Source organism: Ruegeria sp. CH2, from assembly GCF_056537065.1.
This window is the reverse complement of the sequence record NZ_JBQFQV010000001.1, coordinates 716,536-730,382: the sequence shown is the minus strand read 5'-3', so window position 1 is coordinate 730,382 and position 13,847 is coordinate 716,536. Positions and strand designations below refer to the sequence as shown.

Annotated in this window: 16 protein-coding genes; 15 read left to right on the top strand and 1 reads right to left on the bottom strand. The window is 60.8% G+C overall.

What is annotated here, in order from left to right:
- Window positions 1-36 precede the first annotated feature (36 nt).
- The 5 genes from ACR0M9_RS03635 (at window position 37) to mltG (ending at window position 4,417) form a co-directional block, all read left to right on the top strand.
- Window positions 37-270 (top strand): acyl carrier protein, encoded by a 234-nt coding sequence (locus ACR0M9_RS03635; protein WP_050602116.1) that lies wholly within the window; start codon window positions 37-39, stop codon window positions 268-270.
- Window positions 271-408: 138 nt separating this feature from the next.
- On the top strand, window positions 409-948 hold the full coding sequence (locus ACR0M9_RS03630; protein WP_267364575.1) for a GNAT family N-acetyltransferase: 540 nt from the start codon (window positions 409-411) through the stop codon (window positions 946-948).
- A 122-nt stretch (window positions 949-1,070) separates the two neighbouring features.
- On the top strand, window positions 1,071-1,814 hold the full coding sequence (locus ACR0M9_RS03625) for a 1-(5-phosphoribosyl)-5-[(5-phosphoribosylamino)methylideneamino]imidazole-4-carboxamide isomerase (RefSeq protein WP_480564242.1): 744 nt from the start codon (window positions 1,071-1,073) through the stop codon (window positions 1,812-1,814).
- A 179-nt stretch (window positions 1,815-1,993) separates the two neighbouring features.
- Window positions 1,994-3,259 carry a beta-ketoacyl-ACP synthase II gene (fabF, locus tag ACR0M9_RS03620; RefSeq protein ID WP_209596796.1) on the top strand — a complete coding sequence of 422 codons (1,266 nt, stop codon included), beginning with the start codon at window positions 1,994-1,996 and terminating at the stop codon, window positions 3,257-3,259.
- Window positions 3,260-4,417, top strand: coding sequence for an endolytic transglycosylase MltG (gene mltG / locus ACR0M9_RS03615; protein WP_480772856.1), 1,158 nt, complete (start codon window positions 3,260-3,262; stop codon window positions 4,415-4,417).
- A gap of 88 nt (window positions 4,418-4,505) precedes the next feature.
- On the opposite strand, the gene ACR0M9_RS03610 is transcribed toward mltG, so the two are convergent.
- Window positions 4,506-5,771 carry a DEAD/DEAH box helicase gene (locus tag ACR0M9_RS03610; RefSeq protein WP_480772951.1) on the bottom strand — a complete coding sequence of 422 codons (1,266 nt, stop codon included), beginning with the start codon at window positions 5,769-5,771 and terminating at the stop codon, window positions 4,506-4,508.
- Window positions 5,772-6,461: 690 nt separating this feature from the next.
- Here ACR0M9_RS03610 and ACR0M9_RS03605 point away from each other — a divergent pair.
- The 10 genes from ACR0M9_RS03605 to ACR0M9_RS03560 all read left to right on the top strand — a co-directional run bounded on the left by ACR0M9_RS03605 (window position 6,462) and on the right by ACR0M9_RS03560 (window position 13,828).
- Window positions 6,462-6,806 (top strand): hypothetical protein, encoded by a 345-nt coding sequence (locus ACR0M9_RS03605; RefSeq protein WP_267366896.1) that lies wholly within the window; start codon window positions 6,462-6,464, stop codon window positions 6,804-6,806.
- The gene (locus tag ACR0M9_RS03600) at window positions 6,784-8,085 is read left to right on the top strand and encodes a DNA-packaging protein (protein WP_480772855.1); all 1,302 of its coding nucleotides are present in this window, start codon (window positions 6,784-6,786) and stop codon (window positions 8,083-8,085) included. The genes ACR0M9_RS03605 and ACR0M9_RS03600 overlap by 23 nt, the downstream gene beginning before the upstream one ends.
- 104 nt (window positions 8,086-8,189) lie before the next feature.
- On the top strand, window positions 8,190-8,816 hold the full coding sequence (locus ACR0M9_RS03595; RefSeq protein WP_480564253.1) for a hypothetical protein: 627 nt from the start codon (window positions 8,190-8,192) through the stop codon (window positions 8,814-8,816).
- A 335-nt stretch (window positions 8,817-9,151) separates the two neighbouring features.
- Window positions 9,152-10,315, top strand: a complete 1,164-nt coding sequence (locus tag ACR0M9_RS03590) for a phage portal protein (protein WP_267365008.1) — start codon at window positions 9,152-9,154, stop codon at window positions 10,313-10,315.
- Window positions 10,308-10,526 carry a GTA head formation protein, RCAP_rcc01685 family gene (locus ACR0M9_RS03585; protein WP_480480401.1) on the top strand — a complete coding sequence of 73 codons (219 nt, stop codon included), beginning with the start codon at window positions 10,308-10,310 and terminating at the stop codon, window positions 10,524-10,526. Before ACR0M9_RS03590 ends, ACR0M9_RS03585 begins: the two co-directional genes overlap by 8 nt.
- A 14-nt stretch (window positions 10,527-10,540) precedes the next feature.
- Complete coding sequence (locus tag ACR0M9_RS03580) at window positions 10,541-11,098, top strand: HK97 family phage prohead protease (protein ID WP_480772854.1); 558 nt, start codon at window positions 10,541-10,543, stop codon at window positions 11,096-11,098.
- Window positions 11,099-11,133: 35 nt separating this feature from the next.
- The gene (locus ACR0M9_RS03575) at window positions 11,134-12,312 is read left to right on the top strand and encodes a phage major capsid protein (protein WP_267365002.1); all 1,179 of its coding nucleotides are present in this window, start codon (window positions 11,134-11,136) and stop codon (window positions 12,310-12,312) included.
- A gap of 171 nt (window positions 12,313-12,483) precedes the next feature.
- A complete protein-coding gene (locus ACR0M9_RS03570; protein ID WP_480772853.1) occupies window positions 12,484-13,083 on the top strand; it encodes a head-tail connector protein in 600 nt (199 codons plus the stop codon).
- Window positions 13,080-13,418: a phage head closure protein gene (locus ACR0M9_RS03565; RefSeq protein ID WP_480772852.1), complete on the top strand. Its 339-nt coding sequence runs from the start codon at window positions 13,080-13,082 to the stop codon at window positions 13,416-13,418. Before ACR0M9_RS03570 ends, ACR0M9_RS03565 begins: the two co-directional genes overlap by 4 nt.
- Window positions 13,415-13,828, top strand: a complete 414-nt coding sequence (locus tag ACR0M9_RS03560; protein WP_480492978.1) for a DUF3168 domain-containing protein — start codon at window positions 13,415-13,417, stop codon at window positions 13,826-13,828. Before ACR0M9_RS03565 ends, ACR0M9_RS03560 begins: the two co-directional genes overlap by 4 nt.
- The last annotated feature ends 19 nt before the right edge of the window (window positions 13,829-13,847 follow it).

The following is a 13,847-nucleotide window of genomic DNA, read 5'->3' as shown; positions in this document are numbered from 1 at the left end:
CGGGCGGACCGCCCTGTAAAGGAATGAGGAATAGACATGAGCGACGTCGCAGATCGCGTTAAGAAGATCGTTGTTGAGCACCTGGGTGTTGAAGAAGATAAAGTCGTGGAAAACGCGTCCTTCATCGACGATCTGGGCGCAGACAGCCTGGACACTGTTGAGCTGGTCATGGCCTTCGAAGAAGAGTTCGGCATCGAGATCCCCGATGACGCAGCCGAGACCATCCAGACCTTTGGCGACGCCGTCAAGTTCATCAGCGAAGCGTCCTAAGCGTTTCTTTCTGATTAAAATCGGCGCTTCCGGGCAACGGGGGCGCCGTTTTTTTATGCCTGCCCGAATTTCGGACTTGCGTGGCTATTGTGGCCTGCGCACTGTTTCCACTGAGGCAAAACTCAAAGTGGACAGGGCATGATAAGATCCACTCCGATGATAAATACCGCGCGTTTGACGCTGTGCGCTATGCGCCCAGAGGACTTTGACCGGTTCGCGGAAATCTGGCGTAACCCTTGCGTCGTGCGGCATATCGGCGGTTCTCCCCGATCGCGTGGCGAAGCGTGGGATTCTTTCCTGCGTAATGCGGGGCATTGGCAGATGGCCGGTTTTGGTCAGTGGGGCGTAATGCAGCAATCGAATCGCAAGCTGATCGGGCAAGCCGGATTCTTCTATAGCAACCGATGCATGGGCGACGATTTCGACGGCTTCCCCGAGGCAGGGTGGGTTCTGGTCCCCGAAGCACAGGGGCAGGGATTGGGATACGAGGCCGCCAAGGCTGCGCATGACTGGTTTGACCGGGTGATTCCCGGACCGTTGGTCGCGATGATAAACGCTTCAAATACATCCTCGCAGAAACTCGCCAAAAAGCTTGGCTATGTTTTGATGCGGGAAGGGGTGTATAATGAAACCCCGGTACACTTGTTACGACGCAACGGACCGCCAGCCCGCGCGTAAATTCGCCACTTAATCAGTATGCCGCAAAATGGCCAAACTGTGCCGATCCCGGAGATTTCGGGCGGGCATTCCAGTTGTATGGTGCCGGGGATTTCAAAACGATTGAGCGGAGGACCGAGCTCATGAGGATTTACCCCACGATGGAACTGCAGAACGGCCGGTGTGTCTCGCTGGACAAGGGTCGTCTGGAAGAAGCGATGATCTGGCACGTGAATCCGGTAGAAACCGCACGGAGCTGGGCAGAGGCGGGTGCCGAATGGATGCACCTGACGGATTTCGACGCAATCGAGGGCAAGGATACCAACGCGCAGCTGGTCGGAGATATCATTCGCAAGGCCGAGATTCCGGTGCAGCTGGCGGGTGGCATGCGCACGCGCGAACAGATTGAGCGCTGGATCGACAAGGGCGCGGGCCGCGTTGTGGTTGGCACGCTGGCCGCGCGCGAACCGAACCTGGTCAAGGAACTGGCCAAGCTTTACCCGGATCAGATCGTGCTGTCGGTTGATGTCTGGCAAGGCCTTGTTATGACTGACGGCTGGCGCAGCCAAAGTGCGTTCACGCCCGAAGCCTTTATCGACGCGTTCGGCGATGCGCCTTTTGCCGCCATCGTGGTGACGGATATCGACAGCGACATCGAAGATGTCGAGGCAAAGCTGGGTCTGATCTCGCGATTGGCAAACCATTCGCGTACCCCGGTGATTGCCAGCGGTGTCGTGCGCACGGCAGACGATATCTCGCGGCTGGCATACATCCCCAATATCTCGGGCGCGATTGTCGGGCGCGCGTTGTTCCGCAAGACACTAGACTTGGCCAAAGCACTTGAAACTGCCAAATCGGCCCACGAGCCAGTCGCGCAGTTTCAGTAAGCAACTCCGCCCTTTCGGCTGAACGCGCGAAAGGGCGGTTTTGACAAGCGCCGAATTTCCGGTTTCCTTGGGCATTCGGCGGCAGAACGCCGGGGCGGAAAGAACCGTTGCTCTTGCCCCCGCACCCCGGGCCGGGGTATGAGCGGTTCTCATAACAGGAAGCAGGCAAGAGGCACTTCATGCGCAGAGTCGTTGTAACCGGTCTTGGATTGGTCACTCCTTTGGCCAGCGGGGTCGAGGAAACCTGGTCGCGGCTGCTGGACGGAGAGTCCGGCGCAGGCCCAATCACGCATTTCGATGCAGAGGCAAGCGGGGTCGCAACGACCTACGCCTGCGAGGTGCCGCGCGGCGACGGAACCAACGGGACCTTCAATCCCGATGACTGGATGCCGCTGAAAGAGCAGCGCAAGATCGAAGACTTTATTCTGTATTCCATCGCAGCCGCCGAAATGGCCTGTAAGGATGCAGGCTGGCTGCCGGAAGACGAAGAATCGCGCCTGCGTACTGGTGTTCTGATCGGCTCGGGCATTGGTGGTCTGGGATCGATTGCCAATACCGCGAACCTGATCCGCGACAAGGGTCCGCGCCGGGTATCTCCGTTCTTCATTCCGGGCGCACTGATCAACCTGGCCTCGGGTCAGGTATCAATCCGCCACGGGTTCAAAGGGCCGAACCACTCGGTCGTGACCGCGTGTTCAACCGGGGCGCACGCAATCGGCGACGCCAGCCGCATCATCCGGGCGGGTGACGCGGATGTCATGGTGGCAGGTGGTGGCGAGGGCTGCATCTGCGAGATCGGTATTGCCGGGTTCAACGCATGTAAGGCGCTGTCGACCAAATATGCAGATAATCCCAAGGCTGCCAGCCGACCCTATGACGTGGACCGTGACGGTTTCGTTATGGGAGAGGGCGCTGGCATCGTGGTTCTGGAAGATTACGAGCACGCCAAGGCGCGTGGTGCCAAGATATACGCCGAAGTTCTGGGCTATGGTATGTCGGGCGACGCCTATCACATCACCGCCCCGTCCGAGGATGGCGACGGGGCCGAACGCTCCATGAGAGCGGCGTTGCGCAGCGCCGGGCTGGAGCCGAAAGACCTGGATTACATCAACGCGCATGGCACCTCGACCATGGCGGACACGATCGAACTGGGTGCTGTCGAGCGCCTGTTGGGCGAGCATGCCGGGAATGCGACGATGAGCTCGACCAAGTCGGCAACCGGTCACTTGCTGGGTGCTGCGGGTGCGATTGAGGCGATATTCTCAATCCTGGCGATCCGCGATCAGGTCGCACCGCCAACAATCAACCTGGACAACCCGGCAGTTGAAACTCCGATTGATCTTGCCCCCAACGCCAAGCGCGAGCGTGAGATTAACGTGGCGTTGTCGAACTCGTTCGGGTTTGGCGGAACCAATGCCAGCGTGATCTTCGGAAAGGTCAGTTAAATGTGGCGGGCCATCGCTTCGAATGCGCTGACCATCCTGGTGGTCGGCCTGTTTCTGGTGGGCGGTCTGATCCTGTGGGGACAGTCGCAGTACAAGGCCGAAGGCCCGCTTGAAACTGCGATTTGCCTTCAGGTCAAAAGCGGTTCGAATATGACACGTGTCAGTCGCGATCTGGAAGATCAGGGTGCCATTCGCAGTTCAATTCTGTTTCGGATGGCCGCTGACTATACCGATCAGGCGCAGCGGTTGAAAGCGGGCAGCTTTCTGGTGCGCGAAGGCGCGTCTATGGCGCAGATCATCGAAGAAATCACCAGCAGCGGCGCCAGCACTTGTGGGTCGGAAATCGAATACCGTATCGGTGTGACACGCACCCAAACCCGCGTGCGTGAATTGAACCCGGCAACATTGGATTTCGTCGAGATTGCTTCATTTGATGCGGAAGAGGAAGAAACGCCTGATGCCTATACCGAGAAGCGCAACGAGGCTGACACGCGCTATCGCGTGTCGCTGGCCGAAGGTGTGACCTCGTGGCAGGTGGTTGAAGCTCTGAAATCATTCGAAGCGCTGTCAGGTGAAGTGACCGAGATCCCGGCTGAGGGCATGTTGGCCCCGGACAGTTACGATGTTGTGGCCGGACAGGATCGCAATGCGATTTTGCAGGCCATGCAGGACAAGCAACAACTGCGGATCAACGCGGTTTGGGAAAGCCGCCAAGGCGGGTTGCCGCTGGACACTCCTGAAGAGATGCTGATCCTTGCGTCTATCATCGAAAAGGAAACCGGTGTTCCGGAGGAACGTGGCCAGGTCGCCAGTGTGTTCGTGAACCGCCTGAAACAGGGGATGCGCCTGCAAACAGATCCGACCGTCATCTATGGCGTGACAAAGGGGCAGGGCACATTGGGCCGCGGGTTGCGGCGCAGCGAACTGAACCGTCCGACACCGTGGAACACCTATCAGATTGATGGGCTGCCCCCCACGCCGATTGCAAATCCGGGTCTGGCGAGCCTTGAAGCTGCGGTTGCGCCGGATGACACCAACTATGTATTCTTCGTCGCCGACGGCTCGGGCGGTCATGCGTTTGCAGAAACCCTGCAGGAGCATAATCGCAACGTTGCCAAATGGCGCGAAATTGAGGAACAGCAAAGCTCGGGGAATTAAGCCCGGCGGAATGCTGGTTTTGCTAAAAAAACGCCGACGCCGGTATGAAAACTGGCGTCGGCGTTTTCTTTGGCAGCCTGTTCAGTCCTTAGGCGGCTGAACGTCTTTTGTTGGGACGGCGCCGTCTGCTGCTGGAAGGTTTCCCATCACCGTTGGCCGGTTTGGGTTTAAACCCGCGACGGCGGTTGTTTTGACGACGTGCAGGTTGCTGAACCTCGACCCCTTCCGGCATGGTGCCGCTTGTGACAGGGATTTCAATTTTCATCAGCTTCTGGATCTGACGCAGCAGGTCGACTTCTTCCGGTGCACAGAACGCGATCGCTTCCCCTTCGCGCCCGGCACGGGCGGTGCGCCCGATACGGTGGACGTAATTGTCGGGTACGTCGGGCAGGTCGAAGTTGATGACATAGGCGACACCGGGGATGTCGATGCCACGCGCGGCAACGTCGGTGGCCACCAGTATGTTCACCTCTCCAGCGCGGAAGGCATTGATGGCCCGGTCACGCTGGCCCTGGCTTTTGTTCCCGTGAATGGATGCTGCGTTGAAGCCATCGGCGACCAGCCCTTTCATCAGCCGCTCGGCACCGTGTTTTGTGCGGGTGAAGACCAGCGTCAGTGCATCCGCGTCCTGAGACAGGATATGGCGAAGTTTAGAGGGTTTTTCGGCTTTTGGAACAAAATGAAGGGACTGAGTGATCTTGTCCGCCGCCTTGCCCGGGGGTGAAACCTGCACCCGCTGTGGATTGTTCAGATAGGCACGGCTGAGCTCCTCCATCTGTTTCGGCATTGTGGCCGAGAACAGCATGGTCTGGCGGGGTGTTCCCAGTGCAGGCGCGATGCGACGCAGAGCGTGAATGAAGCCCAGGTCAAGCATCTGATCTGCTTCGTCCAATACCAGATGGCGCACCGAACCAAGGTCAACAGCGCCGCGTTCCATCAGGTCAATCAGGCGCCCCGGGGTGGCGACCAAAATATCGGTGCCGCGGGCAAGGAACATCACTTGTTTGTTGATCGACTGGCCACCAACAACTGTGGCGACCCGCAGCTTTGTTCCTTTGGTGAGGGTGCGCAAACTGTCGGCGATCTGGTTCACCAACTCGCGTGTAGGGGCGAGGATCAGCGATTTGGCTGTTTTGGGATCGGGCTTGCCAGGTTGTGCCAGCAGGTGGTCGATCAGGGGCAGGCCAAAAGCCAGTGTCTTTCCGGTGCCGGTTTGGGCCAGCCCGAGGATATCATGCCCATTCAGGGCCAGCGGAATGGCCTGGTTCTGAATCGGGGTGGGTTGTGTAAATTTGGCGCGCTTCAACGCGTCATTCAGTGTCGGCGCGAGGCCGAGCATATCGAAGTCGAACAAAAAATTATCCTTTACGGCCCGCAGGTTAAGCCCCGCGAGCAGGTGATGACTGGCCACGTTCATGTGACCGGCAGGGTTGAGCGAGACCTCGGGATGCGCGAGCGAATCCAGCGCCATCCGGCCATCGCCTAAAGAACCCTGCGTGAAGGGGAACTGGGAGTTATGTGTTGGCGCTGTGGGGCCTGAAGCCCGACGATGCTCACGCGGTGGCGCCGTGATGAGGGGCACATGAGGGTTTCGGGGGGAAATGTCAAGGACTGGTTTTGCAGCGCGCCGGACCCTGCGGCGCCGAAATCGGGTGATGCGGGCGATTTTGAGCGCGATTTCGGAAAATGTCAGGTTTGTACACGCGTCCAGGTGGGGAGTGTGCAATTTGTACACGCTGAAAGTGGCTCAGGGGTAACCCTGTATTAACCCCTCTGGTCGGTGAGGCGGTCAGGGCTAGGGAGGCAAAAGGGCGGGGCGGCGTTTAGGCCGAGGGTTACTACAGCCGGAAATTCACTGTCCGTTAACCTGCACCGTACGATCCCTGTTGCGCGACTGTTGCGTAAACCCTTGACTTTGCGCGCTTTATCCCGTATAGGTTGTGTCATGCTAGAAGAAGTGGGCGAACGGCCTCGGGGTGACCCGGTGGCCGTTTTTTCGTTTCTCTCGTGCGGAGAACACTCACGCATGAGGTCACAGGCAAACATGACTTTGATTACCCCGGAAGAGCGGATTTCCCAGACGGCTGAACTGTTGCAGTCCCTGGAAAGGTCCATTCGCGATCTGCGGCAAGCGGCAGAAGACCTGCGCAAACAGATCGGTGCCGGGGAGGATGCAGATCTTGCTGGTTCAGCCAAGCAACTCGGTCAGCTGGAGGGGCTGATCCGAAGTTGCCAGAAAGTGGAGACAAGCTTTGTCGAACAACATTACAGACAAGCCGGAATTGCCCAAGGAGGGTACGCGCTCGACCTTGAGCGGGCCCGATTTGAGATCGGGTGCAGGTTGGCTCGCCTCCGCCGATGCTGCGGTGCGGGAGAGATTTCTGAGTGAGATCGGGGAGGGGGGGCTGTGTGCCCTCCCTTTCCTGTTTGAATTCTGGGCGCTGCCACATCAATTGCCGCCCGAGGGCGACTGGCGGTCCTGGGTGATCATGGGCGGGCGCGGTGCGGGCAAGACGCGGGCCGGGGCCGAGTGGGTAAGGTCGATGGTCGAGGGGCCGAAACCGCTGGACAAGGGCGAGGCGTGCCGCGTGGCGCTGGTGGGTGAAACATTCGATCAGGTGCGCGACGTGATGATCTTTGGCGACAGCGGGATATTGCAATGCTCGCCCCCGGATCGGCGACCCGTGTGGAAGGCATCGGAACGCAAGCTGATCTGGCCCAACGGGGCCGAGGCTCAGGCGTTTTCGGCACATGATCCCGAAGGGCTGCGCGGGCCGCAGTTCGATGCGGCCTGGGTGGATGAGCTGGCCAAGTGGAAGAAGGCGGGCGAGACCTGGGACATGCTGCAATTTGCGCTGCGTTTGGGCGAGAGGCCCCGGGTCTGCGTGACCACGACGCCGCGAAATGTGAAGGTTCTGAAGGAGTTGCTGGCGTCGCCGTCCACCGTGCAGACCCATGCGCCGACCGAGGCGAACCGGGCCAATCTGGCGGCGTCGTTTCTGGAGGAAGTGCGCGCGCGCTATGCGGGCACGCGGCTGGGGCGGCAGGAGCTGGACGGGGTGCTGCTGTCGGATGCCGAAGGGGCATTGTGGACAGGCTCTATGCTTGAGGCGGCGCGCTGCGCACAAGTGCCCGAGCTGGACCGTATCGTCGTGGCGCTGGACCCGGCGGTGACGTCCGGGTCAGGCGCGGATGCCTGCGGGATCGTGGTGGTTGGCGCGCACGTGCAAGGCCCGCCCGAGGACTGGCGCGCCTATGTGCTGGCTGACCGGACGGTGCAGGGCGTTGGCCCGGCAGGCTGGGCGCAGGCGGCGATTGACGCGATGAATGAGTTTGGGGCCGAACGGCTGGTGGCCGAGGTCAATCAGGGCGGGCAACTGGTGGAAGAGGTCGTGCGACAGGTGGACCCTCTGGTCCCTTACCGCGCCGTGCGGGCGTCGCGCGGCAAGGTCGCGCGGGCGGAACCTGTGGCAGCGCTGTACGAGCAGGGGCGGGTGGCCCATGTCGCCGGGCTGGACGCGCTGGAGGAGCAGATGTGCCAGATGACCGCGCACGGGTTCGAGGGGCAGGGTTCGCCCGACCGGGTCGACGCGCTGGTCTGGGCGCTGCATGAGTTGGTTGTGGGGCCTGCGGGGGTGTTTAGAAGGCCGAGGGTGAGGGCGTTGTGAGCCTAGCGATGGCGAAGTAATGACGACAACAAAGCTTTAACCAAGCTTTTCTATCAACTGTTTGCGGCTGGTTTCTGGAGATATGGCAGTGTATAGGCCAAGCTATGCAAAAGGTCACAGTAACCAATACTAACAGATTTGATTTAAAAGATATTCTTGACCCCGACGAAAAGCTACTTTGGTCAGGTGGACCGGGTTACGGAACCAAGTACTTTCAAGTTGTAGGTGACGAGCGTAAGCTCCATTTCTTTAACTTAATTGCTTGTGTTGTCATGTGGGCGACGCTGCCGTTCATCAATGCCGACGCCCAGTTTGGTCCCGGTGATGCGCTTTGGATTTATGGGGCCACGACATTCGCCTTTTTCTTGTTTTCAACAGGCATCGCGAGCCAGCGTCAGTATGTGCTGAACAACCTGGCCTACTTTGTCACAGATAGGCGCGTGATTGTTTGTAGGCGCGGTAGAAATTGGAGACTTGGTGTACGGCTCTATGTCATATCGTGTGAGCATTCAGCAACGTTTCCGTACTCTGTTGTCGATACGCGCCCTTACCCGTCACTTGAGGTTGGTATTCTTCTTTCCGAACAGCAAGTACAGCCATTCGGACTCGGGCTTTCTCACCCAGGTCATCCAATTCTCTTTGGCAGGACGCATTATCCCATTTTGCTAGACTATATTCCGGATGCCGAGCATCTAGTTGCGACTATTCGGTCGTGTTGCCTTGACAGGTAGGTCCATGGATTTCATTGGAAAAGTACTGAAGTTCCCGTCTGCAGCTGAGTTGCCTGTTCTGAAGAAAGGGTTACTTGTCAGACTGATCTTCGTTGCAATCTTGCTGTTTGCGTCGATTTCAGAACAACGATCGCTCCTCTACTACGTACTAGCCCTACCTTGGATATACTTGATACTGATGTTCAGCGTGATCGAAAGCAGGTTTGCGAACCGAAACGATCCGCATGATTGACCCGTTGCCCTCCCCCCGTACGCCCCATTCCCAAGGCTTAAACGTCTTTCCGTCATAACTCCTTTCAACAAGCCGGGCAGAGCGGCGGCAGAAAGGAGCACAGATGGTATTCGATTTCTTGCGTCGTGGATCGGCCGGCAGCGCGCCCGAGGCGAAGGCGAGCGCGACGGGGCCTGTGGTGGCGTGGCAGACTGGCGGGCGCGTGGCGTGGAGCCCGCGGGACACGGTGTCTCTGACGCGGACGGGATTTTCGGGCAATCCGGTGGGGTTTCGGTCGGTCAAGCTGATTGCTGAATCGGCGGCGGCTCTGCCCTTGATATTGCAGGGTCAGGGGCAGCGTTTCGATGCGCATCCGATCCTGGCTCTGTTGCGGCGCCCGAATGCGGCGCAGGGGCGGGCAGAGATGCTGGAGGCCCTGTTCGGGCAGCTGCTGCTGTCGGGCAATGCTTATGTCGAGGCGGTGCAGGCCGAGGACGGGCTGCCGGTTGAGCTGCACGTTTTGCGCTCGGACCGGATGAGCGTGGTGCCGGGGGCGGATGGGTGGCCCAAGGCCTATGATTACAGCGTCGGCGGCAAGACGCACCGGTTCGCGGCCGAGGCCATCTGTCATATCAAGACGTTCCACCCGCAGGATGATCATTATGGGTTCTCACCGATGCAAGCGGCGGCGACGGCGATTGATGTGCACAACAGCGCCTCGCGGTGGTCGAAATCGCTGCTGGACAATGCCGCGCGGCCCTCGGGGGCGCTGGTGTGGAAAGGCGGTGATGGGCACGGAATGATGGCCGAGGAGCAGTTCCGCCGCCTGTCCGACGAGATCGAGCAGAACTATCGCGGGGCGCGCAATGCGGGTCGGCCGATGGTTCTGGAGGGGGGGCTGGATTGGAAGCCGATGGGCTTTTCCCCCTCAGACATGGAGTTTCAGAAGACCAAGGAAGCCGCCGCCCGCGAGATCGCGCTGGCCTTTGGGGTCCCGCCGATGCTGCTGGGGATACAGGGCGACGCGACCTATTCAAACTATCAGGAGGCCAACCGGGCGTTTTACCGCCTTACCGTGCTGCCCCTGGTGACGCGGGTGGCGGCGGCGGTGTCGGAGTGGCTGACGGGCTTTACCGGCGAGGACCTGATCCTGAAGCCCGATCTGGATCAGGTAACGGCCCTGTCTGCCGAGAGGGATGCGCAATGGGCGCGGGTCAACCGGGCGGAATTCCTGAGCGATGTGGAAAAACGCAGGTTGCTGGGTCTGCCGGAGCGTGCCGATGGCTGAGGGGTATCCGCCGTTCGACTGCGCGCCGGGGCTACGTCTGGCCGCGCATGAGCGGGTGGCCGAGATCCAGCACGCGCATCTGTGCAGGCGGCTGGATCAGATCGAAGAGATGATGGAGCGGCTGGAGAAACGGCTGTGGCTGACAGTCTATGGTGTGGCCGCAGTGATCCTGGCGCAGGCGTTTCAGTCATTCCTGGTGGTAACGCCATAAGTTCAGTGGGTTACATGGAGAAGTTCATGGATTTGGAGCATAAGTTCGCAGGGTTTGGTGACATCCTGTCAGTGACCGAGGATGCGGTGATCGAAGGCTATGCCAGCCTGTTCGGGCAAGTCGATCAGGGCAGTGACATGGTGCAGCGCGGGGCCTATCGCGCCTCGCTTGAGGGGCTCGCCAAGGCGGGTCAGCGGGTCAAGATGCTGTGGCAGCACGACCCGGCGCAACCCATAGGTGTCTGGGACGAGGTGCGCGAGGACGACAAGGGCCTGTGGGTCAAGGGTCGCCTGCTGGAAAGCACCCAGAAAGGCCGGGAAGCGGCCGAGCTGATCCGGGCGGGTGCGATGGATGGCCTGTCGATCGGTTATCGCACCAAGCGGGCCGCAAAGAATGACAAGGGCCAGCGGGTCCTGACGGAACTGGAGCTGTGGGAGGTGTCGCTGGTGACCTTCCCGATGCTGCCCAGTGCGCGGGTGGCGGCAAAGGGGAGCGACCCCGATGCCGAGAACACCTGGCGCAGTATTGCCGAGGTGTTCAACGACGCCCGGCAGGAGCTGGCGCGGACCTAGCGCGCCTCAAACCCACCCAAAAACAGGACATGCTGATGAGCAAGACCGAGATCCCGGCCTTGACCGGAGAGGGTGCGCCCCTGGTTCAGGAGGTGAAGCAGGCGATGGCTGGCTTCGTGAATGAATTCAAGGGCCTGAAGGCTGAAGTTAAAACCAAATTGCAACAGACAGAAGAGCGACTGACCATGCTGGATCGTAAATCAACCATCGCGGCGCGCCCGCATCTTGCGGCCTCGACCCTGGACGGTGCCCCGCACCAGAAGGCGTTCGACGCCTATGTACGCTCGGGCGAGGATGATGGGCTGCGCGGGCTGGAAATGGAGAGCAAATCGCTGTCCACCGCCGTCAACAGCGATGGTGGGTATCTGGTCGATCCGCAGACCGCCGAGACGATCAAGTCGGTTCTGAACGCAACCGCGTCAATCCGTTCGATTGCGTCGGTGGTGAATGTCGAGGCGAATTCGTTCGATGTGCTGATCGACCATACCGATGTCGGTGCCGGCTGGGCAGATGAGAATTCGGCCACTTCCGAAACCGGAACCCCGTCGATTGACCGTATCTCGATCCCGCTGCACGAGTTGAGCGCGCTGCCCAAAGCCTCGCAACGTTTGCTGGATGACAGCGCGTTCGATGTCGAGGGCTGGCTGGCCGGTCGGATTGCCGACAAGTTCGCCCGTGCCGAGGCGGCGGCCTTTATCACGGGTGATGGTGTGGACAAACCCAAGGGTCTGATGATCCACCGTGCGGTATCCGATGACACGTGGTCCTGGGGCAGCCTGGGGTATGTTGCCACCGGCATCGATGGCGGCGTCGATGCGGATGCGATTGTCGATGTGGTTTATGCGCTGGGCGCGCAATACCGGGTCAATGGCACATTCGTCATGAACTCGAAAACGGCGGGTGTGATCCGCAAGCTGAAAGACAGCGATGGCCGCTTCCTGTGGTCGGACGGTCTGGCCGCCGGTGAGCCCGCGCGCCTGATGGGCTATCCGGTACTGATTGCCGAGGACATGCCGGACGCGGCCTCGGACAGCTTTTCGATCGCGTTTGGCGACTTCAAATCCGGTTACACTATCGCTGAACGCCCCGATCTGCGCGTGCTGCGCGACCCATTCAGCGCCAAGCCGCATGTCCTGTTTTATGCGACCAAGCGTGTGGGCGGTGATGTGAGCGACTTTGCAGCCATCAAGCTGGTGAAATTCGGCATCGCTTAAGCGGTGACGAATCCGGGGGGCCATCGGCCCCTCGGGCGGCGGGCGCGGGCCGGGGTGAGATCCCCCGCGTTGTCTAGCTGCTCCCCTCCGTCCGAGCAACGTGGGGCGGCGCGTGCCCGTCATTTTCCTGACTGAGGCCCCCGGTGGGGTCCGAGATTGCGGAGTGAATGGATGATGTTGATCGAAGAAACCGCCATCGCGGATGCGGCGTTGCCGGTGGATCAGTTCAAGGCGCATCTGCGGCTGGGCAGGGGCTTTGCCGAGGATGACGTTCAGAACGAGGTGCTGAAGGGGTTCCTGCGGGCGGCCATGGCCGCGATCGAGGCGCGCACCGGCAAGGTTCTGATCGAGCGCGACTTTTCATGGAGCCTGAGCGGTTGGCGCGATCCGTCGGGCGAGGTTTTGCCGGTTGCTCCGGTGACATCGGTGCTGGCCGTGACGCTGACCGATGCGGCAGGTTCTGAAACCGTTGCGGATGCGGCAGCGTATAGGCTGGAACGCGATGGTCAGCGCCCGCGGTTGCGGCCGGTCGGGTCGGCCCTGCCTGCGATTGCAACGGGGGGTGCGGTGAAGATCGCCTTCACGGCCGGGATGGCCACGGATTGGGCCGGTTTGCCTGCCGATCTGGGCCAGGCGGTACTGTTGCTGGCCGCGCACTATTACGAACACCGGGACGAGACCGCGCTGGGCGCGGGGTGTATGCCGTTTGGCGTCACCAGCCTGATCCAGCGCTATCGGATGGTGCGCTTTGGTGCGGGGGTGGTGCAATGAATACGCCGCGTCTGAACCGCAAGCTGGTCCTTGAGGCCCCGATGCGCAGCGCTGACGGGGCCGGAGGATATACCGAGGCATGGGCCGCGCTGGGAACGCTGTGGGCCGAGGTCACGGCGCGCAGTGGCGCGGAACGGCAGATCGCCGGCGTTTCCGTCTCGCGCGTGGGGTATCGCATCGTGGTGCGGGGCGCGCCCGAGGGGGCGACCATGCGCCCGGCGCCGGATCAGCGGTTTCGCGAAGGCAATCGCCGTTTCGTCATCCGCGCCGTGGCTGAGCGCGACGCGCGCGGCCAGTACCTGACCTGTTTCGCGGATGAAGAGGTGGCGGCATGAGCTATGGCGTATCAGCCGCCTTGCAGGCGGCGGTGTTTCAGCACCTCACCGCGGATGCGGATGTCAGCGGCCAGTCCGGTGGCGCGATCTATGACGCGGTGCCCACGGGAACGGTTCCGCAGACCTATGTGACATTGGGCCCGGAAGAGGTCCGCGACGCCTCGGACCGGTCGGGCGCGGGTGCGATCCACCGCTTTACGGTTTCGGTGGTGTCCGAAGCCGCCGGGTTTGGCGCGGCAAAGACGCTGGCCGGGGCGGTGTGTGACGCGCTGGACAATGCGCCGCTGGTTCTGAGCCGCGGGCATCTGGTCGGGCTGTGGTTCGAGCGCGCCTCGGCCCGGCGAACCGGGACAGGCGGCAGCATCCGCCAGATCGACCTGAGATTCCGCGCCCGCGTGGAAGACGACTAAGCAATCAACGGAGAGAGCA